Source organism: Kiritimatiellia bacterium (assembly GCA_028715905.1).
Lineage (GTDB): Bacteria > Verrucomicrobiota > Kiritimatiellia > JAAZAB01 > JAAZAB01 > JAQUQV01.
The window spans coordinates 1-16986 of sequence record JAQUQV010000050.1 but is presented as its reverse complement, the minus strand read 5'-3'; the positions used below and the strand labels follow the sequence as shown (position 1 = coordinate 16986).

At 54.7% G+C, this 16986-nt stretch carries 21 protein-coding genes and 1 tRNA gene; 2 read left to right on the top strand and 20 right to left on the bottom strand.

The annotated features are described in order from the left end of the window. Positions 1-354: 354 nt before the first annotated feature. Together PHP98_09405 and PHP98_09400 are read left to right on the top strand one after the other, a co-directional pair. A complete protein-coding gene (locus PHP98_09405; protein ID MDD5483850.1) occupies positions 355-546 on the top strand; it encodes a type II toxin-antitoxin system HicB family antitoxin in 192 nt (63 codons plus the stop codon). After that, positions 543-674 (top strand): type II toxin-antitoxin system HicA family toxin, encoded by a 132-nt coding sequence (locus PHP98_09400; GenBank protein ID MDD5483849.1) that lies wholly within the window; start codon positions 543-545, stop codon positions 672-674. Before PHP98_09405 ends, PHP98_09400 begins: the two co-directional genes overlap by 4 nt. Positions 675-680: 6 nt before the next feature. Here the strand turns inward: PHP98_09400 and rnk are convergent, their stop codons facing one another. The 20 genes from rnk to PHP98_09300 all read right to left on the bottom strand — a co-directional run. After that, the gene (gene rnk, locus PHP98_09395) at positions 681-1088 is read right to left on the bottom strand and encodes a nucleoside diphosphate kinase regulator (GenBank protein MDD5483848.1); all 408 of its coding nucleotides are present in this window, start codon (positions 1086-1088) and stop codon (positions 681-683) included. A gap of 291 nt (positions 1089-1379) precedes the next feature. Beyond that, a complete protein-coding gene (locus PHP98_09390; GenBank protein MDD5483847.1) occupies positions 1380-2843 on the bottom strand; it encodes a saccharopine dehydrogenase C-terminal domain-containing protein in 1464 nt (487 codons plus the stop codon). A 1-nt stretch (position 2844) separates the two neighbouring features. Beyond that, positions 2845-3474 (bottom strand): HEAT repeat domain-containing protein, encoded by a 630-nt coding sequence (locus tag PHP98_09385; GenBank protein ID MDD5483846.1) that lies wholly within the window; start codon positions 3472-3474, stop codon positions 2845-2847. A gap of 222 nt (positions 3475-3696) precedes the next feature. Further along, positions 3697-3990: a helix-turn-helix transcriptional regulator gene (locus PHP98_09380; GenBank protein ID MDD5483845.1), complete on the bottom strand. Its 294-nt coding sequence runs from the start codon at positions 3988-3990 to the stop codon at positions 3697-3699. 71 nt (positions 3991-4061) lie between these two features. Beyond that, complete coding sequence (lpxD, locus tag PHP98_09375; protein ID MDD5483844.1) at positions 4062-5111, bottom strand: UDP-3-O-(3-hydroxymyristoyl)glucosamine N-acyltransferase; 1050 nt, start codon at positions 5109-5111, stop codon at positions 4062-4064. Next, on the bottom strand, positions 5108-5740 hold the full coding sequence (locus PHP98_09370; GenBank protein ID MDD5483843.1) for an OmpH family outer membrane protein: 633 nt from the start codon (positions 5738-5740) through the stop codon (positions 5108-5110). Before PHP98_09370 ends, lpxD begins: the two co-directional genes overlap by 4 nt. A 22-nt stretch (positions 5741-5762) precedes the next feature. Beyond that, positions 5763-8129: an outer membrane protein assembly factor BamA gene (gene bamA, locus PHP98_09365; protein MDD5483842.1), complete on the bottom strand. Its 2367-nt coding sequence runs from the start codon at positions 8127-8129 to the stop codon at positions 5763-5765. Further along, positions 8126-9589, bottom strand: coding sequence for a replicative DNA helicase (gene dnaB / locus PHP98_09360; protein ID MDD5483841.1), 1464 nt, complete (start codon positions 9587-9589; stop codon positions 8126-8128). The genes bamA and dnaB overlap by 4 nt, the downstream gene beginning before the upstream one ends. A 7-nt stretch (positions 9590-9596) precedes the next feature. Next, positions 9597-10046 carry a 50S ribosomal protein L9 gene (rplI, locus tag PHP98_09355; GenBank protein ID MDD5483840.1) on the bottom strand — a complete coding sequence of 150 codons (450 nt, stop codon included), beginning with the start codon at positions 10044-10046 and terminating at the stop codon, positions 9597-9599. A 101-nt stretch (positions 10047-10147) separates the two neighbouring features. Then, positions 10148-10399, bottom strand: coding sequence for a 30S ribosomal protein S18 (gene rpsR, locus PHP98_09350; GenBank protein ID MDD5483839.1), 252 nt, complete (start codon positions 10397-10399; stop codon positions 10148-10150). Positions 10400-10432: 33 nt separating this feature from the next. Continuing rightward, positions 10433-10885: a single-stranded DNA-binding protein gene (gene ssb / locus PHP98_09345; GenBank protein ID MDD5483838.1), complete on the bottom strand. Its 453-nt coding sequence runs from the start codon at positions 10883-10885 to the stop codon at positions 10433-10435. A 119-nt stretch (positions 10886-11004) separates the two neighbouring features. Further along, the gene (gene rpsF, locus PHP98_09340; GenBank protein ID MDD5483837.1) at positions 11005-11412 is read right to left on the bottom strand and encodes a 30S ribosomal protein S6; all 408 of its coding nucleotides are present in this window, start codon (positions 11410-11412) and stop codon (positions 11005-11007) included. After that, positions 11409-11996, bottom strand: coding sequence for an aminoacyl-tRNA hydrolase (pth, locus tag PHP98_09335; GenBank protein ID MDD5483836.1), 588 nt, complete (start codon positions 11994-11996; stop codon positions 11409-11411). The genes rpsF and pth overlap by 4 nt, the downstream gene beginning before the upstream one ends. A 37-nt stretch (positions 11997-12033) precedes the next feature. Then, positions 12034-12819, bottom strand: coding sequence for a 50S ribosomal protein L25 (locus PHP98_09330; GenBank protein ID MDD5483835.1), 786 nt, complete (start codon positions 12817-12819; stop codon positions 12034-12036). Between the two features lie 19 nt (positions 12820-12838). Then, positions 12839-13768 (bottom strand): ribose-phosphate pyrophosphokinase, encoded by a 930-nt coding sequence (locus PHP98_09325; GenBank protein ID MDD5483834.1) that lies wholly within the window; start codon positions 13766-13768, stop codon positions 12839-12841. 61 nt (positions 13769-13829) lie between these two features. Further along, positions 13830-13903: transfer RNA gene (locus PHP98_09320), tRNA-Gln, on the bottom strand. Between the two features lie 104 nt (positions 13904-14007). Further along, the gene (ispE, locus tag PHP98_09315) at positions 14008-14967 is read right to left on the bottom strand and encodes a 4-(cytidine 5'-diphospho)-2-C-methyl-D-erythritol kinase (protein ID MDD5483833.1); all 960 of its coding nucleotides are present in this window, start codon (positions 14965-14967) and stop codon (positions 14008-14010) included. A gap of 619 nt (positions 14968-15586) precedes the next feature. Continuing rightward, positions 15587-15844: a hypothetical protein gene (locus PHP98_09310; protein MDD5483832.1), complete on the bottom strand. Its 258-nt coding sequence runs from the start codon at positions 15842-15844 to the stop codon at positions 15587-15589. 289 nt (positions 15845-16133) lie between these two features. Further along, complete coding sequence (locus PHP98_09305; GenBank protein ID MDD5483831.1) at positions 16134-16589, bottom strand: hypothetical protein; 456 nt, start codon at positions 16587-16589, stop codon at positions 16134-16136. Continuing rightward, positions 16576-16986 (bottom strand): ISAs1 family transposase (locus tag PHP98_09300; GenBank protein MDD5483830.1); only part of this gene is annotated, 411 nt, incomplete at its 5' end. The genes PHP98_09305 and PHP98_09300, both read right to left, overlap by 14 nt.

Below are 16986 nucleotides of genomic sequence, written 5' to 3'. Positions count from 1 at the left end.
ACTTCGGATCAGGAGGTTGCAGGTTCGAACCCTGCCGGGCGCGTTCTCTTTCGCTTTAATATTCAACCAGTTACAGAAGATTGGATTCTCCGTTCCCCTTCCCTGTTTTTCCTTTCGGGGCTCCCAGATGGTTTCTGAAATGGGATATTCTTAATTGTTTCATCCGACTTTGAGCCATTGTTGGGGTGGAAGAATGAAAACTTATTCATCTCCTGCGCCTGGTATTCCTGCGACAAATGCCCGTAGGTTTGTTCAAGCATTTGGGTGGATGAATGACCAACCTGAAGCCTGAGCACATCCTTTGAAACGCCACTCATCATGCCGTGGCTACAAAAATAATGGCGCAGACCATGGCTGGTTAGAGAATATTGGATTGATAACGGCTGGTATGTCGGTCGCGTCAAGGAAGTGCCGGGCGTTTTCAGCCAGGGCAAAACCCTGAACGAACTGAAAAAGAATATTCAGGAAGCCTATCATTTGATGATGGAAAAGACATCAGAAAATGAATATAGCGAGAACGTCAAAGAAACTCTAGTACAGGTATGAAACGCCGCGAACTGGTTCGCAACCTGACGCGACAGGGATGTTTTTTGAAACGATCAGGTGGCGGACATGATATCTGGCATAATCCTAAAACCGGCCGTTCCGCCCCAGTACCGCGACATGCGGGTTAGACCAGGCTAATCCAAACGGCCGGCGGCTTCCGGCTGGTAAATAATTTTCATCACTTTCAGCCGCCGTAGCCCCGTCGGAACCTTCCATTCAATCGTATCGCCAACGCTATAGCCTATCAAAGCTGTTCCAATGGGAGCCAGTATGGAAATTTTATTGCCGGCGGCATCGGCCTCGTCCGGAAAAGTCAGGGTGTAGACCATGTCTTCGCGCGAATCCATGTCGCGCAACGACACTTGCGAATGCATGGTGATGACATGCCGGGGAATCTTATCGGACGGCACGATTATGGCGCGGGCTATTTCCTGCCGTAGCGACTGGAGATAGGGCGAATCCTTGTTTTCCGCTTTTTCCCTTTCCGACAGCATAACGAGCAGGCGATCATAATCATTCTGCGTAATATATATGTGTTTCATAAATTCCTTCCTCCCGGTTCAACATTCCTTTTTTTTCGCCGCATTTTTTCGTTTTTTCTGAAGTAATTTTAAAACCCCGGATTTGGCGCAGCACATAAATATGGTTTTATACCCGAATTTTGCACGATGAGCGCATTATATGAAAATTATACATTTTTTTAAATTGAAAACCAAGTTTAAATCGCAAACCAAGATAAACACGCGAAACACATTCCCCGGTCAACCGTTACCGCGCGAATGCGATGCGGAGACCGAGAGGCATTGGGCGGCGTGTGCGTCAAGAACGGCGCGTCACGGCTTGACCAGAAAATTATCAAACTGCCAGGTATTCCTTCCATAAGGCCGGGCAGGTTGATTATCCCTGGAAAAAGCGCGATAATTGACGAGTGGCGTCCAGGGAACAGGAATGGAAACAAATTTTCCCAGATAGGGCCGCGCCATGTCCAGGATTTCATCGCAAGGCAGGTCTTCGGGAAAACACAAACCTGCGGCAGGATTTTTCAACATCCAGAGCACGGCCGCCACAACCCCTATGCCAACCTGTATGGCGGTGGCATTTTGGTTGGGCAACAGCCGGCGCGCGCCCTTGATATCCAGAATGGATCCTGTCCACCAGGACTTATAAGCATGCCCCATTATGAGGGCGCCCATAATGTCTTCTCCGCGCCGGATGTCATCCCGCATGATTCGCCGTTCCGACTGGCGCTGATATCCCCGGCAGCGCAGCTCATGCAGGGAGGCCATGGTTTCGTTTGCCGGCAGGTAGATATAACAGACCGTGGGGCGATAGCGGACACCGCCGTTTTTTTTGCGGACGGTCAGCAGGTTTGAAATGGTGAATGATTCGCCGTGCACAATAACCATGCCCACATATTCGCGATGGGGCACCCATGAGCGCGCCAAGGTGCTGAGTCCCATCTGGGAAAGAACAATCTGATTCTGCGGTCCGTAACAGGGAATTGCGGCGTGCGGCGGCAGATGTTTTTCATGCGTGCCCCATCCGATTTCCACCGGCGCAACTGCTTCCTCCGCCAGCCCCCAGGGGTTCCATGTTCCCACGAATTCGTCGTTATTCTTCGGATTTACGGGCGTTTGCGTATCCTGCTCGCTGCAATGAACCGCTTTAACTCCCAGGCTCATGGCCAAAGAGGCAAACATCCTATTGGCGGCATAACGTTCAATTTTCGCCGCCCTGGCTCCGGCGATTGCCCCTTCCCTGAGCAGCCGTTTGGCAAGATCCAGAAGCCCGCGCCGGACAAAATGCGAGATCAATCCTGGGTTGGCGCCATGATCGAGCACGGCAGTGGCGCTGCCGCTGCCGCTCGGCCAAAAAGACTTCATCTCAAGAAGTTTTACATACTTTTGATACAATGATTTATTGGGATGCGGTTGATTGCGTGTCTTCGCCCCGGGCAACCAATCTTCAAGAGAGGCGTTAATGTAGAGAATATGATTTCTTGAAACCCAGGGAAGGATATCAAGACAGTCAACATTGCTGGACAGGTCCACTATCAATCCCCCCGGCGCCACGTTCCGGCCGAGCACGCGGATTAAGTTTTGCCGCGTCAGACGTTCCCGCCGAAACACGACGCCTTTCTGAATCCAGGGCTGAAGCGGTCCGCGCAAATCCTCTGCGTCAATGACCGTAATATTTTTTAAGGCAACGCGCGCGTGCCTGGCAAGCAGCGGCAGAAAACAGCGGCCGATCGTGCCGTAGCCCAGAAGCAATATTTTATTTTTGAAACAAATACGCATGTCAATTTACATCATTCAATCTGTTAAACCCGGCCCGCACGTTCCCCTGGCGGCGTTGCAGTTCAAATTCCGCCAGGAATTGCGCATACCACAGGTCATTTTTCAATGAAGCTGACTTGTCGTCCGCCTCTGTCCCTCCCGCTAACGCCTGGTTTTCCAGCGTCAGGACGGCGCTGAGTGTTTTGGAAGAAATCCAGCGGGCACTGGCGGACAACAGCCAGGCCAGCGCCCGAACCGAAGGCTCAACATGCTCCCGGCGGCGGATCAGATCAATCAGGAACTCCGCGGAATCCGGACATGCAATGCGGCCAATCGCCTTGATGGCTTCATCGCGCACCGCCGGATGCGGGTCGTGCCGGGCGTTATGTGAAAGCCAGGGCAGGGCAAAAGGATCCCTGATTTCTCCCAGCGCCCAAGCCGCCGCGCGGCGCACCTCCCGGCAGTTGTCGGTCAGCGCCGCCACCAGGAATGACATGGACCGCCGGTTTTTCATTTCCCCAAGCATCCGCGCCGCCTTCAGGCGGCCATCCGCGCGCGAATTTTTCAGCGCGCGGATGGCCAGCCACGTCGCCAGCGGCAAGTGCTGGTAGGAAATCATTTCCCGGTTGATTTTCAGTTTGTTTAACAGCATTTCCGTCTTCCTTCCCGCAAAACGGTTTGATTTTATTAAATAAAGCATTCTTGCCGCCCATGCAACTTTTTAGTTTCCACTTTATGTTTAAATTTTGAATGCGGCCATGCGGAAGCCTCAACTTATCCGGCGCGCGAGCGCATAGAATTCGCATGGGCGTAAAAAGGACTGGCATGGAAGCAATCAGCAATTTTTCGCCGGTTCCAAGATGCCGGAACGGCGTCAACGGCTTTTGCGGACAGCAGGCGGGATGAGTTCGGCGTGCGGGCACTTGTCTCGGCCGGTATATAAAAAAGCGCACATGGGAATTCCCGTGTAGGCCGACAGCAAATCCAGATGCCGGCCGGCGGGGAATCGTTTGCCGCGTTCCCATGCATTGACGGTAGTTATTGAAAAACCAAGGTCATAGGCAAACCTTTTAAGGGGAATACCGTGCATGCGCCGCCATTGGCGCAGGCGATGCGCCAATATGCGGTGCGAAAGGGGCATATAACTGGAGCGTGATTTTTTCGCCATCTTGATTTAGCTCCACGATCGCCTTTCCGGTTATGAATGGGACATTCATGAACGGGGGGGGCGGCAGACTATCAGGATTTCTTGGAAAGCTGTTGTTCCAGCCGGGCGAGGCGCTCTTCCATCCGGGCGATTTTTTCCTTGAGTTCCGGCAGACGCATCAGATGGGCGTGCGAGGCGGAAAACCTGTTATGGGGAATGGCCGGAGAGCCGAGCACGAAAGTGTTGGGAGGGACATCCTTGGTGACGCCGGCCTGGGCGCCCACAATCACATCGCTCCCGATCTCAAGATGGCCGACCACCCCGACCTGGCCGGCGAGAATCGTCCGCGCGCCTATCGAAGAACTGCCCGAAATGCCGACCTGGGCGACGATAACGCAGTTGTCACCGATGGTTACATTGTGCGCCACCTGGATCAGGTTATCCATCTTGACGCCGTTGCCGATGCGGGTCTGGCCGAAACGCGCGCGGTCAATCGTAACATTTGCCCCGATTTCCACGTCGTCGCCGATGACCACAATGCCGATTTGCGGTCTTTTCTTGCGGGTCGCCCCCTCCTGGACATAACCGAACCCGTCGCTGCCGATGACCGTGCCGTTATGAATAATGGCACGGTTCCCTATTCTTGTATACTCGCGGATGGTTACCTGCGGATAAAACTTGCAGTCCCCGCCGATGGACGAGCCGTGGCCGATATAACATCCGGCGCAGACAACGCAACGGTCCCCGATGACCACATCCGGCTCAATGACGCAATGGGGACCAACAAACACATCCCGCCCCAGCCGCGCAGTTTCGGCAACGACGGCGGAGGGATGCACGCCCGGCTTAAAAAACACCGGCGGCGGCGCAAACCACCGGGCCGCTTCGGCAAAGGCCTTGTCCGGCGATTTGACGCGGATCAGAGTGGCCGAACAGGGCCGTCCCCAGTCTTCAGCCACGATCACGGCCGTGGCCTTGGTCGCCGCCGCGGCGGCGACATAGCGCGAATTGGCGATAAACGCTAAATCGCCCGCGCCCGCTTCGCGGATCCCGGCCAGGCCGCGGATGACTGCTTCGGAATTGCCCTCAACCCGGCCTCCGAGCCGGCTGGCGATTTCGGCGACTGACAATGATTTTTTCACCTGGTTTCGCTTTTTTCTCCGACTTCCGTTTTCGCCGGTTCTTCCGTTCGGCCGGTCTCCGGCGCATTTTTATTCATAATGGCCATGATCGGCGCGGTAATATCCAGGGAAGAATTAAAGTACATGACGGCCTCCACGTTGTTCAGCGTTTTTCCGGAGCTGTCCAGGACAATATCAATTTTATGCTCGGCCGCGTAAGCCTGTATGACGCCGCGAATTTCGCCGACGATCCGCGACTGCATCTGGCGCATCTGGTCGGTGATTTCCTTCTTGTAAAGCTTGTCAAAATCCATCAGTTTTGCCTCGGACTCCCTCAGTTCGCCCAGCTTGTCTTCGGCTTCCTCTCTTTTCTTTTCGCGCGTTTTATCATTGAGCGACTTGTCGCGGCATTCGGCATTGAGCGCGTCAAACTCCGTTTTCAATTCCTTGACCCGGGCGAGAAAATCCTTGCGCTTGGCGTCAATATCCGCGCCGCGCGCCTTGAACTGGGCGTTGGCGGTTTTGGTTTTATGGTATCCATCAAACGCTTTTTCCATGTCAACGAACGCGATTTTCTGCTCGGCATGCGCCGTGCAGACAAAGGCCGCGAGCGCCGCCGCCAGCAAACTTTCCCTTATCGTTATCTTCATTCTTTACTCCTCTCCGCGTTTTTTAAAAACCGTATCCCAGCCAGAAATTAAACCGCGCCGAAGTCCGTTCCACATCGCCGCTGATTTCCAGCGGCCAGGCGTAATCCAGCCGGATCGGAAATCCGGGCACATCAATGCGCACGCCTATTCCGATATCTGAGCAGTAGTTTAACACATCAAAATCATAAGCGTCAAGCCAGACGTTGCCGATGTCGTAAAATCCGGCGAAACGGATCAGGTTGGGAACGACGGGAATGGTGTATTCCAGCGACCCGAGCGCGGCGGTTTTGCCGCCGACCGGTTCGCCGTTCTGGTACGGGCCGACATAACGGTATTTGAACCCGCGTAAATTCCGCGCGCCGCCGAGCAGGAAGCGGTCAAACAAAGGCACGTCGTCGGTGCGGCCGTATTCCTGGACCACGGCCGCCCAGACCCGCAGGCTGAAGACATGGTCAAAAATCGTCGGCCAGTAAGAAGTGGTTTCGGCTTCAAATCCGTAGATATCCGTGTCAAAGCCGAGCGGCCCGCCGGCCAGCCTGGCGCCAATAGCGGTCTTGTTGCCGCGGGTCGGGATAAAGACGTTGTCGCGCGTGTCGTGGATAAGGGTTGGCTTCAAAGTGCTGACGTTGCGGCCGCCCTCTTCCTTGCGGATCATTTCCGTGGCATTGGTGGCCACGTCAAAGATGGTGATGTTTTCCAGGCTGTAGCGCAGGTTGACCCTTTGGAAGAATGGCCAATTGAGCGGTTTGCCGAGGGTAACCGCCGAGCCGAAGGTTTGCTGGCTGTAATAATCGCTGAGGTTGTTGAGCTTGGTGTCGTAAAAATCCACGCCCAGCGACAGCTTGCGCCCCAGGAACCACGGTTCCACGAAGGAAAGCTCGTAATCCTCGCGCTGTCTTCCGAACTGGGTGCGCAAACGCAGTTTCTGCCCGTCGCCGGTGAAGTAGGGCCAGTTGAACAGGTCAAAATTGCCCTGCGATATTTCGGCGAATCCCATTAACTCATCAATGCTTGAGTAGCCGGCGCCTATGGAAAACTGGCCGGTGCGGCCTTCTTCAACCTCATAGACCAGGTCGTCCCGGGTCGGATCAATGGTCTCGCGCGGATAACTGCTTACCTTTGAAAAGAAACCGAGGTTCTTCAGGATGCGCTCGCCGCGCTTGACCTTGGCCTGGTCGTAGACTTCTCCCGGAAGGGCGAGCAGCTCGCGGCGGATGACGATATCCTTGGTGCGCGTGTTGCCGCGGATGTCAAGGTAACGGATATTGATCAGACTGCCCTCGGAAATGTCAAACTGGATGTCAACGACCGGGTCCTTGAGACGGGGATTGATCTGCGGCCGGACGGACGTGCGGAGGTAACCGCGGCTTTGATAATAGCCGGCCAGCGCCTCGGCGGAGCGGTTGATGGCGTCCAGAGCGGCGATATCGCCGCTCCGCAGGGTCACCACATCCCATAAATTTGACTCGGGAAACAAAACCGCGCCGCGGATGGAAAGATTGCCGATGTGGTATTGAGCGCCCTCGCTGATGGAAAAGACGGCCTTCAGCTTGTGCGGGGCATAAAAACTCACCTCGGGGTCGCCGATGCGCGCATCCAGATAACCGCGGTTCTGATAAAGCGCGCGGAGCGCCAGGCGGTCCGCTTCCAGATCGTCGGGATTATAGACGCCGCGCTTGGTAATGAATGAAAAAATATGCCAGAGATGCGGCCGCACCGCGGCCAGAAGGTCCTCCGGCGGAACCGATTTGTCGGAGACCGCTTTCTCGTGCTTGAAAGCGGCGGCTAATCTTTCCCAGCGGTTCGGCGGAACGTAAGTATTGCCCTCAAACTCCACCTTGCGCAGACTGGCGCGCCGGCCTTCGTCCACGGTCACCCGGACTGCGGCAAACCCGGTGTTTTCATTCACATTAATCTGCCAGCTGATTTTAGCGTCGCTGTAATATCTTTTCCGGTATTCATCCAGAACCTTGTTTTTATGAATGTTCAACACGGCGTCATCCACATAATCGCCGATTTCCAGTCCGAACCATTTGCGGACCTTTTTCTCGCCCATCTCCCGCGCGCCGGCAACCGCAAGCGGCTTTTCAAGCTTGGGTTTAAGCGCAACGATATAGGTCAGGATACAGCCCTGCCCGGCGGCGGTTTCCTTGAGCTTGGTGTCAATAAATGAGAAACGCCCGGTCGCCATCAGGGTCTTGACGTCGCGGGCAATCGCAATCTGGTTTGCTTCGCCTCCGGCGCGGGCGGAGATATGGGCCAGGATAAAATCCCGGTCCACAACCTTAATGCCCTGCGCCACCACTTCAACATTGCTGATGACAACCGCCGGGGCGGCCAGCGGAAGCAAAACCAGCGGCAAGAAGATTAAAAACGGGCGAAGATTCATGTTTCGTTTTCTGCCGCGGACTGGTCCGGGGCTTCGCCGGCCAAAGCCGGCGCGACGGATTCAAAACGCATGATTTGTTTTAAAAAAACAAGATTGACTTCGCCGGTCGGGCCGTTGCGCTGCTTGGCAATGTCAATTTTTGCGTCTTCGGTCTCATCATAGGAGGAGGCCGCGCTTTTATCATCGGTTTCATCCTTGTACTTGGAAGGAAGCCGCAAGAGACAGACCACGTCCGCGTCCTGTTCTATTGAACCGGAATCGCGCAAATCGGCCAGCCGGGGACGGCCTTCGCGGTCGCGCGCTTCGGGCGCGCGGTTGAGCTGGCTGATCACCAACACCGGCACCTTGAGCTCCTTGGCCATGTTTTTCAACGCGCCCGAAATTGTGGAAATTTCATTCTGGCGGCCCTCGCGGCTGCGTTCCCGGCAATGAAGCAATTGAAGATAATCCACGATGAAGAGCTCTATGCCGTATTTTTTTTTCATGCGGCGCGCCCGGGCGCGCAACTCAAGGATATCAAGACCGCCGGTGTCGTCCAGAAAAATCGGCGCCTTGGAAAAGATATCGGCGGCCGAAGCCAGCAGACGGTGTTTCTTATCGGTTAAAAAACCGCGGGCGATATCGTGGACGGAAATGCGGGCGTGACTGCTCAACAACCGGAGAATCAGCGATTCGCGCGACATTTCCAGACTGAATATTCCCACGGGATGCGGCTGATTGTCGCTTTTGCCCAGCGCCACGTTTTCGGCAATATTCATGGCGAGCGAGGTCTTTCCCATGGAAGGCCGGGCGGCAATGATGATCATGTCTTCCCGGTGCAGGCCGAGCAGTTTTTCATCCAGGTCGCGATAACCGGTCGGAATGCCGCTGATCCCCTTTTTGGAGTTCAGAATGTTTTCAACCGTAACCATGGTTTCCTTGACGGCCTGCGCCCACGGCACCATGGCGGCGTGACGCTCTTCGGAAATATTAAAGAAATCCTGTTCAACTTTTGCAAGAATGGCATCGGCGTTTTCCTGGGAGGTGTAACACTCGCTTTCCGAATTACGGGCGCAGTCAACGATTCTTCTGAGCAGGTGCTGCTGCCGGACAAGGTCCACATAATATTCGGCGTGGGCGGCGGTCGGGGTGGCGTCCAGCAGGCGATTAAGGTAGGACAATCCGCCGACATTCTCCAGGATGCCTCTGGCTTGCAGCCTCTCCGAAAGCGTCAGCACATCAATCGGCCGCAGGTCGCGGCTCATCTCCCGCATGGTTGCATAAATGTGCTGATGATGCCGCAGATAAAAAGACTCGGGGTCAATCTGTTTTTCAACGCAGAAATCCAGCACTTTTGCGGCATCCAGCAGGATTGACCCCAGCACGCCCATTTCCGCCTCTTCGTTGAAAATGGGCCGGCCGCGGCGGTCGCCGCGTTCCGGCGGCGGCTTTTCATTGTGCGTCACGGGTTCCATGGGCATAAAGCCGTTATTCTCCGACCACCCAGACCTTGAGAACGGCTTCAACCTGCGGGTGCAATTTGATCTTGACCTGGAATACGCCGAGTTCGCGGATCGGTTCGGCCATTTGAACTTTACGCTTATCCAGCTCAATCCCCTGCTGCTTCAGCGAGGCAATAATATCGGCGGAAGTGACGGATCCGAAAAGCTTGTCGTTTTCGCCGATTTTGGCGGTAATGGTACACGAAATCTTTCCCAGTTCCGCAGCCAGCGCCTCCGCGGATTCAAGCTCTTTGAGATGGCGCGCCTCGCGGTCCGCCTTGTTCTTTTCCAGCCGTTTCAAAGCCGCGCTGGTAATCGGAACGGCCAGCTTGCGCGGAATGAGATAGTTGCGGGCGTAACCATCGGACACCTTGACGGTTTCGCCTTCCAAACCAAGGCCTTCAATATCAGCCATCAGGATCAGTTCTTTCGTCATCAAATTTATCCTTTCAAGTAAACAATATTCAGCGGACATTTTTTTCCCGTTTTCCGCGTGGCCGCCGGCTGTTCCGGGCGATTGGCGCTTCTCGCTGTTTTTCAGCGCATTAACCCGACCGTGCGCGCCTGGCGGATGGCGCGTTTAATCTGCCGCTGCTGGGTGCAGGACGTTCCGCAAATGCGGCGCGGCAGGATTTTTCCCTGTTCGGTGGTGAATTTTTTAAGAAGCTCGCTGTCCTTGAAGTCTACGTGGGGAATGCCCTGCAGGAAACGGCTGCGCTTTTCCTCGGTAAAAAAAGGAAGGCTTTCGCGCTGGTTTTTATTTTTGGAGCGGTTCGTTTTTTTTCTCATGTGTTTTTTCCTTAATAATCAAGAGCGTCGGACTTAAAACGGAAGATTATCGGCGTCGGCTTTTTCACCGGACGGCGGCAGAGGCTCGGACTCCCCGGCGGGAGCGGCCGGTTCATGAGCCGCGCTGTTTTCGGGCGCGTCGCCGACTTCTGATCTTTTCAGCCGGTCCAGAAATTGAATGCGGTCGGCCACAACCCGCAAGCGGCTGCGCTTCTCGCCGTTGGTTTCCCATTGGTCAAGGCGCAAAGCGCCTTCAATGAGCACGGATGAGCCTTTCCGCAGGTATTCCCCGGCCAGTTCGGCCTGGCGTTCCCAGGCAACCACGTTGACAAAACAGACATCTTCCTTGGCTTCCCCGGAAGACGTTTTGTACCGGCGGTTAACCGCCAGGGTTAAATCGGCAATCGCCTTGCCGGCCTGGGTGTAGCGTATTTCGGGATCACGCGTTAAATTGCCCGCCAGAAAAACCCGGTTCATGTTTGCCATAGCCAGTTCCCCTCCAATAATTATGCGTTATTACCCGGAAGCCGCGGCAAAACCGCGCAACGCCATGGCGTATTTGCCATGGGATGCCGGGCTCGGATTATGTCCGTCCGCGGCGGTTTTTAAGATTTACCCTCTTCCTTTGCTAATTTCGCGCCGGTGGAAGAATGGGCAACCCGGGAGCGTTTCGCCCCGGAATCCGGATTTGCCTGGTCGGCGGCGGCCGGACTGCTTTCTTCGGCCGGCGGCTTCGCAACAACAATCTGAAGACGCAGCAAGTCTTCATCATGCCGGTAACGTTCGTGCAGAGCGTTTATAGCCGACGGTTCCATGAGAAACACCATCTGCACGTAAAGGCCGGCTTCCTTTTTCGCCAGCGGGCGGGCGAAGGTAATCCGCCCCATTCTGGTTGCCGCCTGCACCGTGCCGCCCTGCTTGGCAATTTCAGAACCGGCTTTTTCTATTTTGGCTTCCAACTGTTCGTCGGACATGGCGTTGGAAAAAACAAACAATGCTTCGTATTTTTTCAAAGAATATCCTCCCCGGTAGGTTTGTTAAACATGTTCATGGCCTTTTCCAGGCCGTCTTTCAGCCAGCAGAGAGCGGCGTCCGCGGCACGGCCGGTCGTTTTTTTCATTTTCTCCCTGACTGCCGGCGGAAAAGGCGACAGGACATGCGCCGCAAGGTCAAGGTTGCTGTTGGCGCGGCCAATCCCCAGCCGCAGCCTGACGAAGCGGTCATGCCCGAGATTCTGGATGATTGATTGCAAGCCCTTGTGTCCCCCGCTGCCGCCCCTTGCCCGAATGCGCAACTGCCCTTCCGGCAAATCGGCGTCATCGGTGATAACCATGAGATTTTGCGCTGAAAATCCCTTGCGGCGGATAAGCGCGGCCAAAACCGTTCCGCTCATATTCATGAAAGCGGAAGGCTTCGCCAGCGCCACCGGAATGCCCTCTATGCTTCCCTCGGCCAGGACAGCGCGGAAACGGAAACTGCGCCGGAGCTTCAAGCCAAACCGGCCGGCCAACTCGTCAATAACGGCAAAGCCTATGTTGTGAGGCGTATGCATGTAATTTCTACCCGGATTTCCCAAACCGACAATTATTTTTTTCACTGTTCAACAGAAAAATTCACTTCATTATGCCAGGAAACTATTTTGTTTTTTCCTTGGACTCTTTCCCTTTGGATTCTTTGCCCTTTTCTTTGGCTTCCTTGCCCTTTTCCGGCGCGGCGCCTTCTTTTTCCTTCCCTTCCTTGCCGGCTTCCTTTCCGGGTTCCGCCGCCGCGGCGGCTTCGCCTTCGGCGGGCGCCGCCCCCTCCACCGCGCCTTCCGCGGCCTCCTCGGCCGGCTTCGCCTCTTCTTCAAAGTGCGGTAGCTGCACGGAAACCACGGCTATATCGGACATAGTCAGGATGGTTATTTTAGGGTCGGCCTTGATATCGCGCACGGAAAGAGTGTCGCCGATGGCAAGACCGCTGACGTCCAGGACAAATTCTTTCACAATGTCGCCCGGCAGACATTCTATCTCCACCGAACGCAGCAGGTGTTCCATAACACCGCCTTGCTGGGTAACGCCGACCGGCTCCCCGGCAAGCGTAACCGGGACCGAGACGCGCAGTTTGCGGGTCATTGAAATCTCAAGGAAATCAACATGCAGGAGATGATCCTTGATCCTATCCTGTTGGATATCCTTCAGGAGAACCTTGCATGTCTTTTCTCCCTCTATTTCAAGATCCAGGATAATGTTTTGCCCCTGCTGGTTGCGCAACAAAACCTCAAACTCATGCCGTTTGGTCTGGATCGGCGCCGACTTGCCGGCCGAATCGTAAACAATGCCGGGCAGCCATCCGTTCTTCCGGAGCCGCTGGGCCTGCCGGGAGCCGGAATTTTCTCTTTTCTGAGCGGATAATTTAAGACTTTCTATTTGCTGGATCATAATGTTTATTTCCCCCGGGTTAAGTTATAAATAATGATGACACCGATTGATTGTTATGAATGCGGACAATGGCCTCGGCCAGCAGTTCCGCCACACTGAGCACGCGGATCGGCAGAGTTCCGGCAGGCACACGCAGGGGAACGCTATCGGTTATGATAAACTCCTTGATGGGGGCCTCTTTCAGCTTTTCACAGGCCGCGGGCGTAAAAACACCGTGGCTCACGGCCGCATAAATTTCTTTTACTTTGCGTTCCTGCAAAAGCCTGGCGGCCGCGCAAAGCGTGCCGCCGGTTGAAATTAAATCGTCAACCATGATGGCCGTTTTGCCGGCGACATCGCCGACGAGGGTGTGGGTCGCCACCTCGCTGGGACTCATGCGCTGTTTGGCCACAATGGCAAGACTGGATTTAAGAAGCTGGGAATAAGTATAGGCCGTTTTCATTCCGCCCGGATCGGGGGAAACTATCACCGTGTTTTCAAACTGTTTCTCCCGCAGGTATTTGACGATGACCGGCGCCGCGTGCAGATGGTCAACCGGTATGTCAAAGAACCCCTGCACCTGCTGGGAGTGAAAGTCCATGGCAAGGAGACGGTTGGCGCCGGCCGCCACCAGAAGATTGGCGATGAGTTTGGCCGTGATCGGCACGCGCGGCTGGTCTTTGCGGTCCTGCCGGGCATAACCGTAAAAGGGCATGACCGCCGTGATGCGCGCGGCGGAAGCGCGGCGCATGGCGTCAATCACAATCAACAGCTCCATGACGTTCTCGTTCGGCGGATAACAGGTCGGCTGAATGATAAACACATCCTTGCCTCTGATGTTATCCAGTATTTTGACCGCAATTTCCCCGTCCGGAAAATGGGAAATATTGATGGCTCCGATGGGAATTCCGACCGTGTCAGCTATGCCTTTGGCCAGGGGAATATTGGCGCTCCCAGAAAAAATTTTCAATTTTCCAATCCTTTCAAATAATATGCGGATGATTTTCCAGATGGTACCCGCCGCGAACGGATGGTTGCCCGACCAGGATTTGAACCTAGACTCTGGCCTCCAAAGGGCCGTGTGCTACCATTACACCATCGGGCAATCGCGGGAACAGGCCGCCGCTCCGCCCCAGCCCGAGTCCGGCCAGGAACGCCGGCCCCGGGGCGCCCTGCACGCCGGGGAACAATTAATATTTATTGCAGGGCTCAAATTGCAAACTCATTCTCCCGTTTCCCGATGGTATGCACAACTTGAGTCCATAGCGGCGAGTCAATCTGCTTGCGGATGAACCTTGCTATCCTCTCTCCTTCGGCCTCTTTTTCCAGCAACACAAACATCGTAGACCCACTGCCCGTTAACAATACATGCTTTGCCCCGGCCTTTTCAAGACTTTTTTTCATCATTTCTAACAACGGGTATTTGTGAAAGACGGTTTTTTCCATGGCGTTGAACAAGCCTTCGCCGATCAGGCGCAGGGAACCGCTCTCTAAACCGGAAACAACCTTTTCAAATCTGGCATCCACAACCGAATGCTCCGCCGCGGAGCGGAAGCGGCCGGCTGGCCGACGGCGGTAACCGGCGGAATAACGGCGGTAGATGTCGCCGGTGGATATCGCAAACCCGGGATAAATCAGCAGCAGCCGGAAGTCGCGCTTAATAAGGCGGCTGACCGCCGCAATGGTTTCGCCGCGCCCCGCCATGCAGATCGCGCCGCCGTGGATAAGGGCCGGGACATCGCAACCGATCTGCGCCCCGATTTCCATCAATTGTTCCCGCGAAAGCCCCGTTTTCCAGAGACGGTTCAAGCCGATTAAAACCGCGGCGGCATCGGCGCTGCCGCCGCCGAGACCGGCGCCGATCGGAATCCGTTTGGTCAGAAATATCGCGGCGCCTTTCCGACAACCGCAGTGTTTCTTCAACAATTCGGCCGCGCGCGTGACAAGGTTTTCCTTTTTATCGGCCATCAGAAACGGCCAGGGAATTCCGCGAAAACGGCAGACCGGCGGAATGGAGACGAAAATATTCGCGGAGCGGCTTTCAATGCGGATAGTGTCAAAAAGCGAAATCGGAAGAAGCAGGCTCTGGATATTATGATAACCGTCCAGCCGCTTGCCGAAAACGTCCAGGAATAAATTGATTTTAGCCGCAGCCTTCAGCCTTATCATTATTGCCTCCCCCCTTAAACCGTTCCTTTTAGACATATGACAGTTTTGCGAAGAAGTTTTTAATACCCGAATATTGCACGAAAACCGTGCAATATTCGCTTTCGCTCAAGCTGGCATTGCCGCCTTATCCCGGAAATAAGCGTTTCTTTATGCTTGAGCCGGCGATAAATGTCAAACAGATTTTAAGCGCCGGAATTGGCACATGAAATGCTCTTTTATAAAGTGAAGATAAAAAGCCGGATCTGATGTTCTTTACCGCCAAATTAGAATAAACGAATACCCTGCCTGGTTCGTGTTACAACCCGAGGCGGGTCTGGTTTAAACGTTTATTTAAGACGCTTGCAAAAGCGTCTCAAAAGGCAAGGAAACCGACCATGGCGTTGTCACGACTGATGGCGGGGTATTCTATTTGTGAGGAATGAAACACGGAAAATAATTTTTTCGCGAGCCGCATTGCATAAATCAATCATTGAAACCAATAATATATTGTTTTCTTGTTTTTGCAAAATAGCGAAAAATTAGGACCGATATTTACCAGCCGACTGTAATCAGTAATAGAAGATATCATCCGGCTAAAACACCGGCGGCACATTCCGATACAAAAAAGGCGGATTGGCGGTTAAGCGATTACTTTAAACACCTTGTCGTGTTCGCGCGCCTTGCCGGCGATTTTTGTGCCGATATTCTGTCCTTTGCCGGCGTTTGTAATTTTATCCTGCTCTATCTGCATGGACTCCACCCTGGCGGTAACATCCGTGGTGTGCCCCTTGATGTGAATCGTGTCGCCGAGCGCCAGTTCGCCGGCCGTCAACTCAATGATCACCACGCTGATCTTGTCAAAATAATGCCGGACTACGCCGATTTCAATTTCATTCATGAGTTTTTCCTCCTGCCGGTTATATAACCCCTGACTTTGTGTGAATTTACCACGCCCTTGGCTGAAATGCAACTCTTTTATCCGATCGGTTCTCTCCGCATCAGGGCCGCGTCAAGAAAGCCGGAGAGTGATAAAAGGCGAGAGGAGTGTGGTTTAGAGGGCAACAGAAGCAAGATTTGGAAGGCTTTGCCCGCTACGGGCAGGCCCGGAAGGCGGGACAAGACCATTTTCGGGCAGACTCCGGCCGATGATTTTCGGGAGCAGTAAAGACGTTCCGTGTCGTCTGTTTCTAAAGGAAAGCCTTCGGTTTCATGATCCAACCAATCGTCTTGTTACGGTAGGCGTCGCAAAAACGGTTCAGTCCGGGCGTCGTGGCTTGATGAGCGTTTCGGGGATGATGGGCGTTTTGCTTGGCCATGAAGCGTGCCATTGAGCGCAAGGTGGCCAAAATTCTGGCGCTGTTTGGCTCGCGGACCTGGCAGCGATCCTCGTCGTAGGTGCGATCGCGCACATGATGGTTGCTTTCGATGCTCCAATGGCCTCTGACGATTTTGAGCAGAAGTTCAGCGTTCGCGCCGGGATCAGGCGAAGGTGTGAGACTGCTGATGGCATAGACGGTTTCCTCGCTATGATGCCCGCTGCGCACATAATCGAATATCCGCTCGATCCGGATCACCTGCTCGGCAACGCTGAACATCGCTTCTTCGGCTGTCACGGGCAACGCCCATAGTTTACGCGTTTCCACTCTCCCGTGCGCTTTTTCCACGGTCTGCGCCTGCGGCGGAACCCGAGGGGGGAAAAGCGCTGCTGAGCAGCGCTGAGGCTTTTTCTTGAACCGTCGGCTGATTGCCTTTGAGGGTGAAGAGGTAGTCGCCCCCCTTCTCCTGAACCACGAAATGCGCCGCTTTTTGCTGGGCCTGCATGGCGTCTGCCGTAACCACCACCCCGTCCAGCGTCAGTGGCGTAAGCATCGGGCGCAACGCCGTGATCTCGTTTGACTTCTCGTCCACCGGCCGTTGGGCGCATAATCGTCCTGAATCCGGCGAAACGGCTGCCACCAAGTGCAAGGCGCGCCCATCCGCCGCTCGCGCCTGCTTGACCGTCTTGCCGTCCACGGCCAATCGCCGCAATGGCTGCGGATC

Excerpts from the sequence above, each read along its gene's own strand:
- PHP98_09310 (MDD5483832.1), bottom strand. The coding sequence starts at position 15,844 with ATGAATGAAATTGAAATCGGCGTAGTCCGGCATTATTTTGACAAGATC.
- ssb (MDD5483838.1), bottom strand. The coding sequence starts at position 10,885 with ATGGCAAACATGAACCGGGTTTTTCTGGCGGGCAATTTAACGCGTGAT.
- PHP98_09400 (MDD5483849.1), top strand. The coding sequence starts at position 543 with ATGAAACGCCGCGAACTGGTTCGCAACCTGACGCGACAGGGATGTTTT.
- dnaB (MDD5483841.1), bottom strand. The coding sequence starts at position 9,589 with ATGCCCATGGAACCCGTGACGCACAATGAAAAGCCGCCGCCGGAACGC.
- PHP98_09390 (MDD5483847.1), bottom strand. The coding sequence starts at position 2,843 with ATGCGTATTTGTTTCAAAAATAAAATATTGCTTCTGGGCTACGGCACG.
- rnk (MDD5483848.1), bottom strand. The coding sequence starts at position 1,088 with ATGAAACACATATATATTACGCAGAATGATTATGATCGCCTGCTCGTT.
- rplI (MDD5483840.1), bottom strand. The coding sequence starts at position 10,046 with ATGACGAAAGAACTGATCCTGATGGCTGATATTGAAGGCCTTGGTTTG.
- PHP98_09370 (MDD5483843.1), bottom strand. The coding sequence starts at position 5,740 with ATGAAGATAACGATAAGGGAAAGTTTGCTGGCGGCGGCGCTCGCGGCC.
- PHP98_09330 (MDD5483835.1), bottom strand. The coding sequence starts at position 12,819 with ATGATCCAGCAAATAGAAAGTCTTAAATTATCCGCTCAGAAAAGAGAA.
- rpsR (MDD5483839.1), bottom strand. The coding sequence starts at position 10,399 with ATGAGAAAAAAAACGAACCGCTCCAAAAATAAAAACCAGCGCGAAAGC.
- bamA (MDD5483842.1), bottom strand. The coding sequence starts at position 8,129 with ATGAATCTTCGCCCGTTTTTAATCTTCTTGCCGCTGGTTTTGCTTCCG.
- PHP98_09385 (MDD5483846.1), bottom strand. The coding sequence starts at position 3,474 with ATGCTGTTAAACAAACTGAAAATCAACCGGGAAATGATTTCCTACCAG.
- ispE (MDD5483833.1), bottom strand. The coding sequence starts at position 14,967 with ATGATAAGGCTGAAGGCTGCGGCTAAAATCAATTTATTCCTGGACGTT.
- PHP98_09380 (MDD5483845.1), bottom strand. The coding sequence starts at position 3,990 with ATGGCGAAAAAATCACGCTCCAGTTATATGCCCCTTTCGCACCGCATA.